General features: G+C 59.5%; 20 protein-coding genes. 8 read left to right on the top strand and 12 right to left on the bottom strand.

Features of this window, described 5'->3' with window-relative positions; translation table 11 throughout:
- Positions 1-47 precede the first annotated feature (47 nt).
- On the top strand, positions 48-1,310 hold the full coding sequence (locus tag ACRZ95_RS08325; RefSeq protein ID WP_480554795.1) for an FAD-dependent monooxygenase: 1,263 nt from the start codon (positions 48-50) through the stop codon (positions 1,308-1,310).
- A 25-nt stretch (positions 1,311-1,335) separates the two neighbouring features.
- Here the strand turns inward: ACRZ95_RS08325 and ACRZ95_RS08330 are convergent, their stop codons facing one another.
- From ACRZ95_RS08330 to ACRZ95_RS08355, 6 genes are all read right to left on the bottom strand, one after another.
- Positions 1,336-1,521 (bottom strand): Trm112 family protein, encoded by a 186-nt coding sequence (locus ACRZ95_RS08330; RefSeq protein ID WP_170471391.1) that lies wholly within the window; start codon positions 1,519-1,521, stop codon positions 1,336-1,338.
- Positions 1,518-2,159: an LON peptidase substrate-binding domain-containing protein gene (locus ACRZ95_RS08335; RefSeq protein WP_170677997.1), complete on the bottom strand. Its 642-nt coding sequence runs from the start codon at positions 2,157-2,159 to the stop codon at positions 1,518-1,520. The genes ACRZ95_RS08330 and ACRZ95_RS08335 overlap by 4 nt, the downstream gene beginning before the upstream one ends.
- A gap of 27 nt (positions 2,160-2,186) precedes the next feature.
- Complete coding sequence (gene trxA / locus ACRZ95_RS08340; protein ID WP_170677999.1) at positions 2,187-3,104, bottom strand: thioredoxin; 918 nt, start codon at positions 3,102-3,104, stop codon at positions 2,187-2,189.
- A gap of 76 nt (positions 3,105-3,180) precedes the next feature.
- A complete protein-coding gene (locus ACRZ95_RS08345; RefSeq protein WP_170552374.1) occupies positions 3,181-3,969 on the bottom strand; it encodes an exodeoxyribonuclease III in 789 nt (262 codons plus the stop codon).
- 125 nt (positions 3,970-4,094) lie between these two features.
- The gene (locus ACRZ95_RS08350; RefSeq protein WP_170471399.1) at positions 4,095-4,484 is read right to left on the bottom strand and encodes a VOC family protein; all 390 of its coding nucleotides are present in this window, start codon (positions 4,482-4,484) and stop codon (positions 4,095-4,097) included.
- A gap of 342 nt (positions 4,485-4,826) precedes the next feature.
- On the bottom strand, positions 4,827-5,513 hold the full coding sequence (locus tag ACRZ95_RS08355; RefSeq protein WP_170375588.1) for a response regulator transcription factor: 687 nt from the start codon (positions 5,511-5,513) through the stop codon (positions 4,827-4,829).
- Positions 5,514-5,675: 162 nt separating this feature from the next.
- Here ACRZ95_RS08355 and ribA point away from each other — a divergent pair, with 162 nt between their 5' ends.
- Entirely contained in the window at positions 5,676-6,770 is a 1,095-nt protein-coding gene (ribA, locus tag ACRZ95_RS08360; protein WP_170678001.1) for a GTP cyclohydrolase II, read from the top strand.
- Positions 6,767-7,267: a L,D-transpeptidase family protein gene (locus ACRZ95_RS08365; protein ID WP_170678003.1), complete on the top strand. Its 501-nt coding sequence runs from the start codon at positions 6,767-6,769 to the stop codon at positions 7,265-7,267. Before ribA ends, ACRZ95_RS08365 begins: the two co-directional genes overlap by 4 nt.
- Here ACRZ95_RS08365 and ACRZ95_RS08370 read toward each other — a convergent pair.
- Positions 7,251-7,910 carry a YggS family pyridoxal phosphate-dependent enzyme gene (locus ACRZ95_RS08370; RefSeq protein WP_170678005.1) on the bottom strand — a complete coding sequence of 220 codons (660 nt, stop codon included), beginning with the start codon at positions 7,908-7,910 and terminating at the stop codon, positions 7,251-7,253. The two genes, ACRZ95_RS08365 and ACRZ95_RS08370, sit on opposite strands and share 17 nt — an antisense overlap.
- Positions 7,911-8,013: 103 nt before the next feature.
- The gene (locus tag ACRZ95_RS08375) at positions 8,014-9,099 is read right to left on the bottom strand and encodes a porin (RefSeq protein ID WP_170678252.1); all 1,086 of its coding nucleotides are present in this window, start codon (positions 9,097-9,099) and stop codon (positions 8,014-8,016) included.
- A 281-nt stretch (positions 9,100-9,380) separates the two neighbouring features.
- On the opposite strand from ACRZ95_RS08375, the gene ACRZ95_RS08380 reads away from it, so the two are divergent.
- From ACRZ95_RS08380 to holA, 4 genes are all read left to right on the top strand, one after another.
- Complete coding sequence (locus ACRZ95_RS08380; RefSeq protein ID WP_170552624.1) at positions 9,381-9,869, top strand: DUF3576 domain-containing protein; 489 nt, start codon at positions 9,381-9,383, stop codon at positions 9,867-9,869.
- Between the two features lie 73 nt (positions 9,870-9,942).
- A complete protein-coding gene (gene leuS / locus ACRZ95_RS08385) occupies positions 9,943-12,609 on the top strand; it encodes a leucine--tRNA ligase (RefSeq protein ID WP_170678007.1) in 2,667 nt (888 codons plus the stop codon).
- The gene (gene lptE, locus ACRZ95_RS08390) at positions 12,596-13,099 is read left to right on the top strand and encodes an LPS assembly lipoprotein LptE (RefSeq protein WP_170375600.1); all 504 of its coding nucleotides are present in this window, start codon (positions 12,596-12,598) and stop codon (positions 13,097-13,099) included. The genes leuS and lptE overlap by 14 nt, the downstream gene beginning before the upstream one ends.
- Positions 13,096-14,124, top strand: a complete 1,029-nt coding sequence (gene holA, locus ACRZ95_RS08395) for a DNA polymerase III subunit delta (protein WP_170678009.1) — start codon at positions 13,096-13,098, stop codon at positions 14,122-14,124. Before lptE ends, holA begins: the two co-directional genes overlap by 4 nt.
- Here the strand turns inward: holA and ACRZ95_RS08400 are convergent.
- The gene (locus tag ACRZ95_RS08400; RefSeq protein ID WP_170678011.1) at positions 14,121-15,299 is read right to left on the bottom strand and encodes a TIGR03862 family flavoprotein; all 1,179 of its coding nucleotides are present in this window, start codon (positions 15,297-15,299) and stop codon (positions 14,121-14,123) included. The two genes, holA and ACRZ95_RS08400, sit on opposite strands and share 4 nt — an antisense overlap.
- Positions 15,300-15,345: 46 nt before the next feature.
- On the opposite strand from ACRZ95_RS08400, the gene ACRZ95_RS08405 reads away from it, so the two are divergent.
- On the top strand, positions 15,346-15,642 hold the full coding sequence (locus ACRZ95_RS08405; protein WP_170678012.1) for an HNH endonuclease: 297 nt from the start codon (positions 15,346-15,348) through the stop codon (positions 15,640-15,642).
- On the opposite strand, the gene ACRZ95_RS08410 is transcribed toward ACRZ95_RS08405, so the two are convergent.
- Genes ACRZ95_RS08410 through ACRZ95_RS08420 form a run of 3 tightly spaced genes read right to left on the bottom strand, consistent with a single transcriptional unit; the run spans position 15,643 to position 17,725 of the window.
- Positions 15,643-16,386 carry a VOC family protein gene (locus ACRZ95_RS08410; RefSeq protein WP_480554798.1) on the bottom strand — a complete coding sequence of 248 codons (744 nt, stop codon included), beginning with the start codon at positions 16,384-16,386 and terminating at the stop codon, positions 15,643-15,645.
- Positions 16,377-16,985 carry an enoyl-CoA hydratase/isomerase family protein gene (locus ACRZ95_RS08415; RefSeq protein WP_170678014.1) on the bottom strand — a complete coding sequence of 203 codons (609 nt, stop codon included), beginning with the start codon at positions 16,983-16,985 and terminating at the stop codon, positions 16,377-16,379. The genes ACRZ95_RS08410 and ACRZ95_RS08415 overlap by 10 nt, the downstream gene beginning before the upstream one ends.
- Positions 16,982-17,725 (bottom strand): SDR family oxidoreductase, encoded by a 744-nt coding sequence (locus ACRZ95_RS08420; protein WP_170678016.1) that lies wholly within the window; start codon positions 17,723-17,725, stop codon positions 16,982-16,984. The genes ACRZ95_RS08415 and ACRZ95_RS08420 overlap by 4 nt, the downstream gene beginning before the upstream one ends.
- Positions 17,726-17,741: the final 16 nt, after the last annotated feature.

A 17,741-nucleotide genomic window follows, 5' to 3' on the forward strand; every position in this document is an offset into this window, starting at 1 on the left:
CCCCTCCTTGCGTCTGACTTTCTGGGACGGTAGCGACAGGACCGCACATGGACAATCCCGAAAGGGCGCGCATATTGCAGGGCATGACACGGGCATCGAATATCCTGATCGTGGGCGGAGGCCTGAACGGCGCGGCCCTGGCATTGGCACTGGCGCAAACCGGGCATTCTGTTTGCGTGATTGACACGTTGGGCGAAAAGCTCCGCAAGAACGCGGCATTCGACGGGCGGTCTTATGCACTCGCGCTGGCGTCAAAGCGGTTGCTGGACGCAATCGGCGTGTGGGAGCGGGTTGAGGACCATGCTCAGCCCATGCTTGAGATCAAGGTCACCGATGGCCATGCGGGTATCGGGCCGTCCCCCTTTTTCATGCATTTCGACCATGCCGAGATCGAGGAAGGCCCGATGGGCTACATGGTCGAAGATCGCCACCTGCGCCGCGCGTTTCTTGAGGCGATGGCGAAAGACAAAGCGATCACCCAAATCAACGGCAGAACGGTCGTTTCGCAACAGGTCGATGCAACCGGCGTAACGTTGACGCTGGATGATGGTGCGCGTGTTGAGGGTCATCTGATCGTAGGCTGCGACGGGCGCAGCAGCGGAACCGCGGCCCGCGCCGGGATCAAGCGTACCGGCTGGGATTACGGCCAGACCGCCCTGGTCTGCGCGATTGAACACGACCTGCCGCATCACGGCATTGCACATCAGTTCTTCATGCCCCCCGGCCCACTTGCGATCCTGCCACTGACTGGCAATCGCAGCTCGATCGTCTGGAGCGAACGCACCGAGGCAGCACAGCGCATCAATGCCCTGCCCGAGGCCGAGTATCTGCAGGTCTTGCGCCCTCGGTTCGGGGATTTTCTGGGCGATATCCGCTTGCAGGGTGACCGCTTTACCTATCCGCTGAACCTGACCATCGCCAATTCCTTCATCTCCGATCGCCTTGCCCTTGTGGGGGATGCCGCACACGGGATGCACCCCATTGCAGGCCAGGGCCTGAACGCCGGGCTGCGGGACGTGGGTGCCTTGGCCGAAGTGCTGACCTTGGCCGGACGGCGCGGCGAGGATATCGGCTCGGTTCTGGTGCTGGAGCGCTATCAGGAATGGCGGCGGTTCGACACAGCCTCACTGGCGATGGCGACCGATGTGTTCAACAAGCTGTTTTCGAATGACAACCCGCTGCTACGCCTTGGGCGGGACATCGGGATGGGCATTGTCGGATCCTTGCCCGGCCTACGCCGGGGCTTCGTTCGCGAAGCCGCCGGGTTGACCGGCGACCTGCCGAAGCTGTTGCAAGGACGGGCAATCTAGAGCGTACTTGAGCGTTCAAAAACGGTCAGTCCAGCGTGCGCGCCTCATCGACCAGCATCACGGGGATGCCGTTGCGGATCGGAAAGGCCAAACCGGCAGCCTTCGACACCAGCTCCTGCTTGTCCGCATCATAGTGCAGCGTCGTATGCGTCTGAGGGCAAATTAACGCTTCAAGCATGTGGCGGTCAAAAGCGTGTTCAGGCTCGCTCATTGCAGTTTTTCCTCATTTGATCCGCCCCGCAGCGCGAATTCGATCAATGTCACCAGTGTCTCACGCCTTGTGCGCAGACAGGGGGCCTCTAGCAGGGCCTGTTTGTCTTCGGGATCGAAATCCATCAGCATCGAGAGGGAATTCACCAAAAGCTCATCATCAGCTTCTTTCAGCGAGTCCCAATCCGTCGACAGATCACGCGATTCGAAGAAGCGTTCCAGCAGGTTCAGAAAGCGGCTGCGGTCGAACACATCGTCCTTCTCGGCCTTGCCAAGATCGCGGTCAAACCCCTCCCAGGACACTTCGCACCGGCGGTAAGGCGTGAATGCATCCAGTTCGGACTTGATGCGGTATCGGGAAACACCGGTCAGAGTGATCAGATAGCGGCCATCCTCAGTCTCTGAGAATTGCGTGACACGACCGGCGCAACCAATGCGATGCAGTTTTGTGTCATCGCTCAGCGAGGGGTTCGGCTGAACCATTCCGATCAGCCGCTCCTTTGTTTTCAAGGCATCGTCAAGCATCTGCAGGTAGCGTGGCTCGAAGATGTGCAACGGCAATCGAGACCGGGGCAGCAGCAACGCCCCGGGCAGTGGAAACACGGATATCGTATCCGGCAAGTCGGCGGGATGAATCATAGACCCGAGTCTAGCTCTGATCCGAAATTAGGCAAATATCATCGAGCTGAGTTTGCGCCGCCCGTTCAGAACAATCGGATCGTTAGGCTTGAGCGCATCGAAGATCGTGAACAACTGCGTTTTGGCAGCACCCTCGTTCCACTCACGATCGCGGCGGAACAGCTCCAACAGTTGCGTCACAGCCTCTTCCACATCGCCATTGGCATGTAGGGCCTGTGCGAGATCGAACCGAGCCTGATGATTGTCCGGCTCGGCCTCAACGGCTGCGGTCAGCTCGGCCACCGGACCCGCATCCGCCGCCTGCTTGGCCAGTTCCAACTGGGCATGAGCGGCTTCGAGTTCCGGAGCGTTGGATATCTCGGCAGGCGCACCGTTCAGGATCGCCTCGGCCTGTTCCAGATCATCCGAGGCAATATGCGCACGCACCAAACCACCATAGGCGGCAGCATGGTTGGGGTCTTCGCCCAGAATCGCGGCAAAGGTCTGCGCCGCATCTACGGCTGCACCTTCTGCCAGCATTTCTTCGGCCGCCTGCACGGCATCCTCCAGTTGACCACCGGGGCTTTCGCCACCGGCCGCCTCGATCACGCGGTCGATAAATGCTTTGATCTCGGAACTCGGCAAAGCGCCTTGAAAGCCGTCCACCGGCTGACCCTTGAAGAATGCATAGACGGTCGGAATCGACTGAATGCGCATCTGAGATGCGATCATTTGCGCCTCGTCCACGTTGATCTTTACCATCTTGACCGCGCCTTTGGCTGCGGTCACCACCTCTTCAAGCGCAGGCCCAAGCGTCTTGCACGGGCCACACCAAGGGGCCCAGAAATCCACGATCACCGGAACATCCTGAGACGCCTCGACAACATCCTCCATAAAGGTGGCTTCGCTGCTGTCCTTGATCAGATCGGTGGCTGAGGTGCTTTCCGCGCCGCTCAGAAGGTCCATGGCATTCACTCTCCGGTTCAAACGTGCGCCCTATATGCAGTCCCTTGCTGCAGAAACCAAGGGCCGAGTTGCAGGTCTAAAGGTCGAAACTGGCGAAAACGGGGGCGTGATCGCTTGGTTTTTCCCACCCGCGCGCGTCGCGCAGGACACGGCTGGAATGCCCCGCGTTCGAAATATCCGGGGTGGCCCAAACGTGATCCAGTCGCCGGCCCTTGTCAGCAGCGTCCCAATCGCGCGCCCGGTAGGACCACCAACTATAAAGCTGCCCTTCAGGGATGTCCTGCCGGGTGATATCGATCCAACCGCCCGCATCTTGTGTTTCAGCCAATGCCTCAACCTCAATCGGCGTGTGCGAGACGACCTTGAGCAGTTGTTTGTGCGACCACACATCGTCCTTGCGCGGGGCGATGTTCAGATCACCAACCAGAATGGATTTTTCAGGCTTTTCCGCATGGAACCAGTCGCGCATATCGGTTAGGTAGTCGAGCTTTTGCCCGAACTTCTCGTTCACCTCTCGATCCGGCACATCCCCGCCTGCAGGGACATAGAAGTTTTGGATGGTGACGCCATTTTCCAAGCGCGCCGCGATGTGACGAGCATGGCCAAGACCGGCGAAATCTTTGTCGCCGACCTCTTCCATCGGGATGCGCGACAGAATGGCGACACCGTTGTATCCCTTCTGCCCACGGGCCACCATGTGAGTATAACCCAGCTCAGCAAACCCTTCGGTCGGAATCTTTTCAACCGGAGACTTGCATTCCTGCAAACACAGCACATCCGGAGCCTCTTCCTGCAGCAATTTCAGCACGATAGGCTCGCGCAGGCGGACCGAGTTGATGTTCCAGGTGGCAAGGGTGAAGGGCATAATAGGGGAATCCTTTGTCGAAGCCGGGCTTGGCGTGGCACGGCGTTGGGCGCCACGAGAACAGGCCATAAACGTCTAGGGTTCGTCAATGACTGCTATGCGGGCGATACGAGCTTTTGATGCGCTCAGTCCGCGTCGCCGAAATAGACGAAACTCATTTTGTTGCCATCAAGGTCTCGGACGTAAGCTCCATAGAAGTCAGGGCCATATTGCGGGCGTGGTCCCGGCTCCCCTTCGTTGGTTCCGCCAGCAGAGAGAGCCGCCGCATGGGCTGCCTGCACTTCTTCTTCGCTTTCGCACAGCAAACCGACCATATTCCCATTGCCTGGCGTTGCTGCTTCCTTGTTGTACGGCGGAGCGACCCAAATCCGCCCACCACCGCGCAGACCATAGCAAAACCCATGGGGCATGAATTCCATGACCACCGTTCCACCAATCAGGGGCAAGACGGCATCGAAGTAATCCCTCGCCTTTGCTACATCGTTTGAACCGATCATCACGTAATTTAGGGACATAGTATACCTCGCGAAATATATGGAACATATCAGGAACAAATGACATTCCGTCGACCGTAGTGCAACCCCTGAATTGCGGAGGTCGCAAAAGGACCCATACCTCAGACACTGGTTCAACTGACGCATCTTGCCGATTGAACAAACATTTTCTGAGCGGGTAGTGATAGGCAGCCCAACGCCGGGGCATGAGCGATTGTGGACACGCTCAACGAAAAAAAGCCGGGCCATCTGGCCCGGCAGTCCAACAGGGAGGTACATGTCATTACCCGGACATGCACGGGTTGGGAGTAACCTAATTATGACTTCAGCGTATCACTTTGATCCAAATCAATCCACCTCGGATCAAGATACCAGTCGATATCCACCTGACTCTGTGACCAAAAGGCGAGCATTTGACGGATCAGGCTCGATTTTCTGACGCAGGCGGTAGATGTGCGTCTCGAGCGTGTGGGTCGTCACACCCGCGTTATAGCCCCAGACCTCATGTAGCAGGACGTCGCGCGCCACCACACCATCGGTCGAGCGGTAGAGGAACTTGAGGATGTTGGTTTCCTTCTCGGTCAGACGGATTTTCCGGTCTTCCTCGGTGATCAGCATCTTCATTGCAGGCTTGAACGTGTAGGGGCCAAGTACGAATACGGCATCTTCGGACTGTTCATGCTGACGCAACTGCGCGCGGATGCGGGCCAGCAAAACCGGGAATTTGAAGGGCTTGGGGACATAGTCATTGGCACCGGCATCAAGACCCAGGATCGTGTCGGCGTCACTGTCATGGCCCGTAAGCATAAGGATCGGGCTTTTGACACCCTGCTTGCGCATCAGGCGGCACAGCTCTCGACCGTCCGTGTCGGGAAGACCCACATCCAGAATCACGAGGTCATAGATCGCTTCGCGCGCGCGCTCCATCGCGGACGCTCCGTCAGAGGCTTCGAACACGTCGAAATCCTCGGTCATCACAAGTTGCTCGCTGAGCGCCTCGCGCAGGTCCTCGTCATCATCCACCAACAGGATTTTCTTGAGCTGAGCCATTCTTGGGTCCTCCAAAGCCTTTCCCATCACTTGCGTGTGGAATATGCAATCAACAAGATTTACTGCAACCGTTTCACGCCTTCGTGTCAGACGCAGCGGAAATGTTTCACAATTCCAGCCGAAAGCGCTAGGAAAAGGGTCGAACGTTATAGGGTAACATAGATGAGTCTCATCCCCGATATCACCGAATTGCTGGCGCGCGCGCGGGCTGACCTGCGGATGGGCGTGCCAATCGTGCTGGTGGATGACAATGGCGGCAGCGTTCTGGCCATCTCGGCCGAGACGATTACGCCCCAGCGACTGGCCGATCTGCGCAGTTTGGGTGGGGCACCTGTGGTGGCCATCACCGGGCGACGGGCGGAAACGCTGAAAGCGCGCGCTTACGACGGCGATCTGGCGCGGGTGTTGATTCCGGCAGATGCAGACATGGCATGGGTGCAGGCCGTGGCGGATCCATCGGACGATCTGAATGCGCCGATGAAAGGCCCGCTGATGACGGAAAGGCAGGGCAATGCCAACCTGCACCGCATTGCCATCGCTCTGGCCAAATCCGCCCGATTGCTGCCTGCTGCCGTGGTGCTGCCAGTCGAAGACGGCCGTAGTTTTGTGGCGACCCACGGTTTGACTTGCATAGATCACTCCCGGGCCGCGCCGCATCTGGCAGATCGCAGCGCCCTGCACCCGGTTGTCGCCGCGCGCTTGCCGATGGAGGTGTCCGAGGCCGGTCGGTTGCACGTTTTCCGCCCTGAAGACGGCGGGGAAGAGCATTACGCGGTCGAGGTCGGGCGACCGGATCGCAGCAAGCCCGTCTTGGCTCGGCTTCATTCGGCCTGTTTTACCGGCGACATCATGGGCAGCCTGAAATGTGACTGCGGCCCTCAGCTGCGCGGCGCACTGGCTCAGATGGGTGCCGAGGGCGCAGGCGTGTTGCTCTATCTGAATCAAGAAGGACGTGGAATCGGGCTGGCCAACAAGATGCGCGCCTACTTCCTGCAGGATCAGGGCTTTGACACGGTCGAAGCCAACCATCGCCTCGGATTTGAAGATGATGAGCGCGATTTTCGCCTCGGATCGGATATTCTGAAATCTCTGGGCTTCAGCTCGGTCCGGTTGCTGACCAACAATCCCGCGAAGATCGCCATGATGGAGCGCACAGGGATCGCCGTCGCCGAGCGGGTTCCGCTGAAAGTCGGGGAGACCGCCCATAACCGCGGATATCTTGAGACCAAGGCTGCGAAATCCGGACATTTGCTGTGACACCCACAGATTTGGTGCTGACCCCACGAGGCGTTCGGTTCCGGGGACGGTCCTTTCCCTGCTCAATCGGGAAAGGTAGGCGGAGTACCACCAAACGCGAAGGCGATGGCGCCACACCAGTCGGTGTTCATCGCATTGTTGGAATGCTCTACCGCGCGGATCGGATATCGGCGCCTGCGTCATGGGCCATTCCAATCGGCCCGCAAGACCTGTGGTCAGACGATTCGAAAGACAATCACTACAACCAACTGGTCACCGCCCCCTATCCGTTCAGCCATGAACGGTTGCGCCGCGCGGACCCTCTCTATGACTTGGTGCTGCTGACCGATTGGAACTGGCCGAATGCGGTGCCGGGCAAAGGCTCTGCCATCTTCCTGCACCAATGGCGGCGACCGGGTTATCCGACCGAGGGCTGTATCGCCTTCCGGCGCGATCACCTGCGCTGGATAGCCGAGCGGATCACGCCCGGCACCCGCCTGATCATTCCTGAGGTCTGATCCGTTCGCCAAAGATCGCCGATCCGACGCGCACATGGGTGGCCCCAAGCGCAATCGCCTGTTCGAAATCGCCGCTCATGCCCATTGAAAGACCCTTAAGGTCATTGCGGGCGGCAATCTTCGCCAGCAAGGCAAAATGCAGTGCGGGTTCTTCCTCGACCGGCGGGATGCACATCAGACCGCGTATGGGCAGGTCCAGCGCCCGGCATTCCGCAATGAACCCATCCGCATCTGCGGGGAGTATACCGGCCTTCTGTTCCTCTTCTCCCGTATTGACCTGAATGAAGAGGTCCGGGCAGAACCCGAGCTCCTGCGTCAACCGCGCCAGAGTCTTCGCCAGTTTCGGGCGATCGACAGAGTGGATGGCATCGCAAAGCTCCATCGCCTGACGGGCTTTGTTGGTTTGCAAAGGGCCGATCAAATGCAGATCAATTCCGGCGAATTGTTCCTTGAACGCGGGCCATTTACCGGCGGCCTCCTGCACGCGGTTCTCGCCAAAGCACCGGTGACCCTGTTCCAGCACATCCTGCACACGCTCGTTTGGTTGCACTTTGGATACGGCGATCAGCTTCACCGACCCGGCAGCCCGCCCTGCTTTGGCTTCGGCTTTTGCGATACGGGCGGAAATCTCTGACAGCGACATGATGATCCTCAAATCTGGTTTGCAGCGAGACAAACACCAAGTCGGTGCAAAAGAAAAGGGCGGGTCCGAAGACCCGCCCTAGAACCGTCTGGTTCAGATCAACTTAGAAGTTGAACTGGGCACCAAAGTCGGCGCGGACATAGCTGTCTGCTTCACCTTCTTTGATCTGGCCGATACCACCGCGCAGCGATACACCACCGCCCAGGTCGTAGTGAGCGCCGATACCAACGTTGCGGGTATCGCCATCAGCCGAACCGTCACCGTAGACGAACTGGATGGTGGTCGCAGCGCCAACGTTGTAGGCAACCGACAAACCGTATGCAGTGCCGTCGGTGGCATCTACTTCGGTGTTATCGTCTGCAACAAACAGAGTACCTGCGAAGTCACCAAACTCAGCACCCAAGGTGAAAACGAGCAGGCTTGGGTCGTCGCCATCACCACCGTCGGTCTGACCGTAGGCCAGAGCGGCAGTAACGTTGTCGAAGGTGTAGGTCGCGCTGATGTCCCAACGGTCTGCGTCAGTGCTGACGATCGTTGCAGGAGCAGGATCAGCAGGAGGAACAGTACCAGTACCGGTGACTGTTGCCACAGTGGTGGCCGCTTGGTCGTAGGACGCGCCAAACGCGAAGTCACCAACAGCGTACTGGAAGAAGACGCCGTTTACGCCTTCGCCGGTCGAGCTGTATGTTGCGAAGCCATAGTCAACACCCGAGTACTGACCCAGGAATGTTTCCAGACCAACTTCGTAGCCGTAGTAGTTTGCAAGGTTGTCGAACGAACCGGCGATGTTGCCGGCGTCAACACGCAGACCACCGAAGATGACCGAGTAACGCGCGCCGTTCAGGGTTGCCTGATCCTCTGCGGCTTCACCCAGAGCATCGTCGTCGGCTTGCAGACGGATACGACCCTCGAAGCGGACACCAGCGTCGGTTTCAGCGATTGCGTCGATGTTCAGACGGAAGCGCGAAACCAAAATGGTGTCGTCAACGTCTTCATTGACACCTGCCGCGAAGACGTCATCGGCAGTTCCGGATACGCCGTCTGCACCAGGACCTTCAAAGGTTTGGGTTTCAGTGCGGTCTTCTTGGTAACCAATACCAAAACGACCATAACCGCTGAAGTTCACTTCAGCTGCTGCAACGCCTGCGGTCGCTACCAGCGCCGTCGTTGCAAAGAGAACTTTTTTCATCTTGTTTCCCTCGGTTTCAAAAAGTTTTTCTACTCGACACATGCAAAGCACATGTCTCAGCACGGACATCGTTTCGCTCTTTTCCCCCCCTTTGCGCAAGGTTGGCCTAAATAACAGGACCGCATTGAAGTTGGATTGGTGCAAGGATGCCACAGTCCTGATCACCGCCCTGTCACGCGGATATAGTGGGATTTGATAAGAATAGGCTTGTTGCGCAAAGGGTCCTTGGCTAGGAGTAGCTTCCAATGACCGCAAATATAGCGAAACAGGACCGACCGACGATGCGCTTGCCGACGACTTTGGGTTTGATCTTTCTGACTGCCACTCTTGCAGCATGCGGACAGAATCGCAGTGCCGTCACCAACCCGGATTTGCTAAGTACCGGCAGCACCCGCACGGAAGAGCGCGAGCTGGATGATCCAGAACGCACAACCATCTGGGATGTCTTTGGCCCCAAAAATGCCGAGCAGACTACCAACGTGAACCGTTACCTATGGGCGGCGTCGCTGGATGTTCTGAATTTCCTGCCCGTGCAAGAGGTCGATCCCTTTACCGGAGTAATCGTAACGGGTTACGGCACCCCTCCGGGCGGTGGGCGGCAGTATCGCGCCACCGTGCATATAAGTGACCCAGCGCTTGCCGCGCGCTCCCTTTCGGTTGCGCTGCAGTCCAGCGGGGGCTCTCCGGTCAGCGCCGCAACCACTCGCGCGGTTGAGGATGCGATCCTCTCGCGCGCAAGACAGCTACGGATTGCAGACAACAAGTTCTAGCAACCCGCTCAAAATCGCTCTAAAGACCACGCCGGGTTCCTACCCGGCGTTTTCAGTTACGAAGGACCGCATGATGTCGCGCTACTCGGCCAGTGAAATCGAAGCAAAATGGCAAGAGGCCTGGGACAAGGCCGGAATCTTCACCGCCGACCACAAGGCGGACAAGCCGAAATACTACGTGCTTGAGATGTTCCCCTACCCGTCTGGCCGAATCCACATGGGTCACGTGCGCAACTACACGATGGGTGACGTGATCGCGCGGCACAAGCTGGCGACCGGCCATAACGTCTTGCACCCGATGGGATGGGACGCGTTCGGGATGCCGGCAGAAAACGCTGCGATGGCGATTGGCGGCCACCCAAAAGACTGGACCTATGGCAACATCGCCGACATGCGCGGGCAGATGAAGCCTTTGGGTCTGTCGATCGACTGGTTGCGCGAATTTGCCACCTGTGACCCGGAATATTATGGCCAGCAACAAGCACTGTTCCTCGATATGCTCGAAGCCGGTCTGGTCTACCGCAAGAACGCCGTCGTGAACTGGGACCCGGTCGATATGACCGTTCTGGCCAACGAGCAGGTCGAAAACGGACGCGGCTGGCGCTCGGGCGCTTTGGTGGAAAGGCGCGAGCTGACGCAATGGTTCTTCAAGATCTCGGACTATTCCGAGGAGCTGCTGGACGCCTTGGACACGCTTGAAAACTGGCCCGCCAAAGTCCGACTGATGCAGGAGAACTGGATCGGCAAGTCGCGTGGCCTGCAATTTGGCTTTGAACGCACCGATGGAGGTGAGCCGATCACCGTATACACGACTCGCCCCGACACCCTGCTGGGCGCGTCTTTTGTCGGTATCTCACCAGATCACCCGATTGCCAAACAGCTTGAGGCTGAAAACTCAGAAGTCGCTGAATTCGTTGCTGAATGCCGCAAAGGTGGCACCACAGAAGAGGCCATCGAGACTGCCGAGAAGCTGGGCTATGACACTGGCATCAAGGTCAAGCACCCGCTGGATCCGAATTGGGAACTGCCGGTCTGGATCGCGAACTTCATCCTGATGGATTATGGCACCGGCGCTATCTTCGCCTGCCCGGCCCATGACCAGCGCGATCTGGATTTCTGCCGCAAATACGGCCTGCCCGTGGTCGATACGTTCTTTGCGCTGGACGATGATACTCCGGTCGACAAGCTCGCATTCGTTCCGCCAAAAACCGAGAAAGTCCGCTGGGTGAACCATTTCGCGGGTCTGACCGAGGCAACCGGCGAAGAGGCCATCAACGCCACCGTCGATTTTGCCGAGAAGGCCGGTTGGGGCGAAGGTGTCACCAAATTCCGTCTGCGCGACTGGGGTCTGAGCCGCCAGCGCTACTGGGGCTGCCCGATTCCCGTGGTCCACTGCGAAAAATGCGGCACGGTCCCCGAGAAGAAAGAAAATTTGCCGATCGAGCTGCCCTATGATGACGGAAACGGCAAAGCCATCGACTTCTCGATTCCCGGCAATCCGCTCGACCGTCATCCTAGCTGGCGGGATACGTCCTGCCCGTCCTGTGGCTCACCGGCCAAGCGTGAAACAGACACGATGGATACGTTCGTCGATTCGTCCTGGTACTACGCGCGCTTCACCGCCCCACGCGCGGAAACGCCGACCGATCTGGCAGAGGCCGAGTACTGGATGAATGTCGACCAGTATATAGGCGGTATTGAGCATGCGATTCTGCACCTGCTCTATTCCCGCTTTTTCGCCCGCGCGATGCAGATCACCGGCCATCTGCCGAAAAAGGCCATCGAGCCGTTCAACGCACTCTTCACCCAAGGCATGGTCACGCATGAGATCTACCAGACGCGCGACGCCAATGGTCGCCCGGTCTATCACCTGCCCGAGGATGTGACGACAACGGCAGCTTACGAAGCGAACCTCGCCAAAAACACCCAAGCGGTGCAGGTTTCTGGCGATGGGTTGGTGATTAAGCCCGACGGATCGCCCCGAGTTTCCAGGGAAACAAGTTTCGTTCTCAAAGCAACGGGCGAACAGGTTGAAGTCATCCCTTCGGCCAAAATGTCGAAATCCAAGAAAAACGTCGTGGACCCGGTCAGCATCATCTCGGCCTTCGGCGCAGATACCGCCCGTTGGTTCGTCCTGTCCGATTCGCCGCCCGAGCGGGATGTGGAATGGACAGCCTCCGGCGCCGAGGCCGCGTTCAAGCACCTTAGCCGTGTCCATCGCATCGCGTCCGAAATCGCCGAGTCGGACGTTCCGGCCAATGGAGAAGACGAAACTCTGCTGCGCGAGATGCACAAAGCGATCCATGATGTCTCGGGCGGAGTCGAATCCTTTGGCTTCAACGCCTCGATTGCCAAGCTTTATGCCTTCACCAACACTCTGGCGAAGTCGAAAGCAGGGACCGAGGCCAAGCGCGAAGCCGCTAAGACTTTGGCACAGTTGATGTCGCCGATGACGCCGCACCTGTCCGAGGAACTCTGGCAGCTGCTGGGTGGTGAGGGTCTTGTGGCAACAGCTGCTTGGCCGGTCGCGGATGAGGCGATGTTGGTCGATGATACGATCACCCTGCCGATCCAGATCAACGGCAAACGCCGCGCGGAAATCAGCGTTCCCAAGGATATGCCTAAGGATGAGGTTGAAAAAATCGCGCTCAGCACCGAAGCTGTGCAAAAGGCGTTGGAGGGAGCCGCGCCGAAGAAGGTGATTGTTGTCCCGGGCCGGATCGTGAATGTCGTCGTTTAACCGCAGAAGTTTTTTGTTTGCCCCGCTGGCTGCCTGTTTTCTTGGGGCCGCCTGCGGGTTTGAACCGATCTATGCGCCCGGTGGGGCGGGCTCGGAACTGTTTGGCAAGGTTGAGGTATCGGCCCCGAACACGGTCGAGAGTTACCTGCTGGTTCAAAACCTCGAACAAAAGCTGGGGCGCAGCGCGACCTCAGGCAATGCCTACAGTCTGGATGTCCGTGTTGAGACCGCCGTCCAGGCTGCTGCGATCACGTCCACCAACGAAATCAACCGTTTGTCCATCGACGGGCGCGCCGAATACACGTTGAAATCGAATGAAACCGGGCAGATTCTGGCCTCGGGCGAAGTCACGGATTTCGTGGGCTATTCGGCGGCAGGTTCCACCGTTTCGACCCTGGCGGATGAGCGCGACGCCCGAGAGCGCCTGATGGTGATTCTGTCCGACCAGATCGTCAATCGCCTCTATGCGACGCCGGACCTGACCTCATGAAGTTGAGCCCGCGCGAGGCTGACGGGTATTTTGCCAGACCGGACGCGGACAAAACCGGGCTTTTGATCTACGGCGCCGATACCATGCGCGTGGCTTTGAAGCGCCAACAGGTCTTGACCGCCCTGCTTGGGGCAAATGCCGAAGAAGAGATGCGTCTGACCCGAATGCCTGGCAGCGATCTGCGCGGCGACCCGGCGCTATTGCTGGATGCGGTCAAAGCGGTTGGTTTTTTCCCCGGCCCCCGCGCGGTGTTCGTGGAAGAGGCAACCGATACCGCCGCACCCTCGATCCTTGCTGCGCTTGAGGATTGGACGCCCGGAGATGCTCAGATCATCGTGACGGCTGGCCAGCTGAAAGCCAGCTCGAAAATCCGCAAGGCCTTCGAAACGCATCCAGCAGCCTATGCGGTGGGCATCTATGACGATCCGCCCTCTCGGGCCGAGGTTGAACGGATTCTGACTCAAGCCGGATTGCAGAACATCCCACGCGACGCGATGTCGGCGCTGGGAGAGTTGGCGGTCAGCCTCAGCCCCGGAGATTTCACCCAAACGGTCGAAAAGCTGTCGCTGTATAAACGCGACGACGAGAGCGAGCTCAGCCTGGAAGATATCGAAGCCTGCGCGCCCCGCTCAACCGAAGCGGCGCTGGATGATGTATTGAATGTGGTCGCCGAAGGCCGCGCCGGAGAGATCGGGCCGCTGATCCGTCGCCTGCAGGCGCAGGGCACCAACGGGGTGACGCTGTGTATCGGCGCGACTCGGCATTTCCGCACGCTTTACGCCTGTGCCTCCGACCCCGGCGGAGCAGCGCAGGGAATCGGCAAGCTGCGCCCGCCGGTCTATGGCAAACGACGCGACCGTATTTTGCGGCAGGCTCAAGGTTGGGGTGCGCCAAAGCTGCAGACGGCGCTTACAGTGCTGACAGATACCGACCTGTCGCTGCGCTCGGCAGGGCAAACGGCCCCCGCGATGGCCTTGGTCGAACGCGCGATGATCCGGCTGGCGATGCTGGCCCGGTCGCGTTAGCGGTTCAGCCAGTCGCCCGCCGACCTTCCTGCCCAGCGCCCCGTCGCCAGACAGGCGGTGAGAAGATAGCCGCCGGTAGGTGCCTCCCAATCCAACATCTCACCAGCGCAGAACACTCCGGGCATCGCGGCTAGCATCAATTCGTCGTTCACAGCAGCGCGTGTGATGCCTCCGGCGGTCGAAATCGCCTCATCCATCGGGCGCAATCCTGCGTGGCGTACCGGCAGGGCTTTGATCAGTGCGGCCACGTCGTCGGGTGCGTCTGGAAGGGGGCGGGCAAACTCCATCAGCAAAGCAGTTCGCACCGGTCCAAGTTTCAGGGCTTTGCGCAGGTGATTGGACAAGCTCGCCTTGCCGCGCGGTTTTGCCAGGCGTGCCGCCACTTCTGAGACAGGTAGGTCAGGCATCAGGTCGATCGTCAGGGGCGCCCCCTCTCGCACCGGCTTGCAGATAGAGTAGATACCCCCGCCTTCCAAGCCGCGGGCCGAGATCACCGCCTCGCCCCGTGTGCGCCGGGTTCCGGCTTGTAGCGCGACCCCTTTGATCGGCGCGCCAAAATGCACGGTCATGTGATCCGACCAGTCGACTAAAAGCCCAGCATTTGCGGGTGCAAATGGCGCAAGCCGCACAGCTTTTTCTGCCAGCCATGGCGCCCAGGCTCCATCCGAGCCCAACCGCGCCCAGCTGGCCCCGCCCATGGCAAGCACGGTTGCGTCGGGCTGCAGCCGTTGCGGACCATCCGGGGTATCAAAAACCAGCGCTTCCCCCTCCCACCCGGTCCATCGCCAGCGGGTTCGGATCTCGACACCGCGATCAGCCAGACGCGCGAGCCATGCACGCAGCAAGGGTGAGGCCTTCATAGCGGTTGGAAACACACGCCCTGTTGAACCGGTGAAAAGCTCTTGCCCCAAGGCGCGCGCCCAGTTCTGCACGGCCTGCGCATCAAACTCAGCCAGCATCGGGCGCAGCCAGTCTGCGGCTTCTTCATACGATTGGATCAGTGCCTCAAGGGGCTCATCCTTGGTCAAGTTCAGACCCGACTTTCCGGCCATCAGGAACTTGCGCGCGACCGAGGGCTTGGCCTCGGCCACAAGAACCGAGTGACCGGCAAGGGCAAGCTGCTCGGCCGCCATCAGCCCGGCCGGTCCTGCCCCGATCACCACTGCCTGCGCCATCCTCACCCTCTTGCCTTCGCCGCCCGCAGGCGCATCATTCCCAACCATGACGAACAGCAATCCGATCTGCCCGCTTTGCGACCGCCCCATTCCCGATGGCGGCGGCAGCCTGCATCATCTGATCCCAAAACTCAAAGGAGGCAAGGGCGGGCCGACCGTTCTACTGCACCAGATCTGCCACAAAGAAGTCCACGCCACCCTGTCCGAGGCAGAGCTGGCGCGCAGCTTCAACACGGTCGAGGCCCTGCGCGCCCATCCAAGGCTTGAGAAATTCCTGAACTGGGTTCGCAAGCGTCCGCCTGTTTTCCGGTCGAAAGTTCCGGGCAAACGGCGCGGGCGCTGATCAGCTAGGCAGAACCGGATCGCCAAACGCATCCGAAAGCGCGGAGGGCAGACCCTCGACCTCGATCCCCTGATAGTCGGGAATAGGCGCAAATTGGGCTCCTTGCACATGCTGGAACTCGAGCGTTGTGTAAGGGCGTTTCCAGAGCCATTCGCGATTCTCGACCGTCCAAAGGTCAGGATCAGGCGGAGCCTCTTGCGTGAAGGCATAGAAATGCAGGTCAAACCCATAGGCCGCTACGTCCTGCATCGACAGAAGCTTCATACCCTGAGCACGACAGAACGTATCCTCGACGGAGATATCCCCAGTGCGCAAGGTGATCTGACCCACTCGCGCGCCGGCGAACGGGGCCGCAGGGTCGGCGGAATTTTCCGGGCGGTTGCCTTCAAAGTCATGCTGCAAAAGCTCGATCACAAAGCCTTCGGGGTCGCTGAGATGCGCCATATACCCGATATCGAGGAACTGACGCGGCTCGCTGACAGCGTAGCTTTTGGCCCGCAGCGCCTCGGCGGCCAGATCGATATCAGGCAGAGTGATCCCGACCTTCCAATAGCGATGCCCCCGATCGTGGGAATACCCCCTACCCCCCGGCAGCAGCAGCAGATCAGCATCTTCGCCGGCATATCCTACACGCCGGGAATCGCCGATTTCCTGGACCGACATACCCAAAGTATCTCGATAGAACCCGGCCAGACGAGCCGGATGTGCGACGCGCAGCCTGACTGCGGACAACCTCAGCGACAAAGCTCTGCAATCCCTGCTGCGATCTCTGGTTTGGCCGCGAGGCTATCGGCCACCAGCGCGCGCGCCGTCGGCATCAAATCGTCCGGCGAGGCGATGCGATCCACCAGACCGAACGCATACGCCTCCTCTGCCGAGATCTTCTGGCCCGACATCAGAATCAGCTTGGCGCGCGCCGGCCCGATCAAAGCGGCCATGCGCTTCGGGTCGGAGGGCTGCGGCAGAAAGCCCAGCTTCATCACCGGATAGAAGAACTTGGCCGAAGGCACCGCGATTCGAAGGTCGCAGGCCAAGGCCATGCCGTTTGCACCGCCCGCAAGCGTTCCGTTCAATGCCGCAACGGTCAGGCATGGCAGCGCCGCGATTGCACCTGACAACCTTTCCCAGACGTCCGAGGTTGCAAGCCCCGCGCGGGCTTCTTCCAGATCAGCACCGGCGCTGAAGACCTTGCCCGCACCGGTCAGGATCAAGGCGCGCGCCTCAGTCGCGGCCTCAGAAATTTCGACCAGCTCGGTCAACATCGCGCCGGTCAGTGCGTTGGCCTTGCCTGGATTGTTGATCGTGACGGTCCACAACCCGTCTTCCTTGGTCAGTTCAATCACGTCAGGCCGATCCTTTGGCGAATGTCGTCCTGGCGCAGGGAAATCTCGGCCCCCAAGTATTCGTCGGCATCAGAAGAACACATCCACAGCAGTGCCCGTGCGGGCCAATCCGCCGGGATGTGGACATCCCAGTCCAGCTGGCTGACAGGGTTTATGCCGCTGGCCTTGATGACACGCTGCATATCGGTCGCCACTGTTCCCGGCGACAGGCCCATGGCGCGGATGCCGTTATGAGCCTCTTCCAGATGCAGGCATTCCGTCAGCATTTTCGCACCGGCTTTCGAGGCGCAATAGTGGCTCCACGCCTCAACCGGGTTCGACGCCGCGCCGGACGAGACGGTCAGAACCGTCCCTCCACCCGCCGCCCGCATCACTGGCAGAGCGGCACGCATCCCGTAGAATACACCTTTGAGGTTGATATCAATGGCTTGGCTCCAGGCGCTGACATCGGCATTTGACAGGTGAAAGATCGGCTCGATCACACCGGCATTGCCGATCAGAACGTCCAAACCGCCGAAACGCGCGACGCAATCGGCCACCGCTTGTTCGACCTGCGCGAAATCGCTGACGTCGCAGGCCAGTGCCATCGCATTGTCACCCAACGCAGCCGCAAGCGTATCAATTTGATCATGACTACGGGCCACCAGCGCGACATTCGCCCCCGCTGCGGCAAACACGCGCGCGGCCTCGGCGCCGATTCCGCGGCTGGCCCCTGTTATGAGTACTGTTTTTCCCTGCATTTAACGCTCCTCACGT

The organism is Ruegeria sp. AI3 (assembly GCF_056541245.1).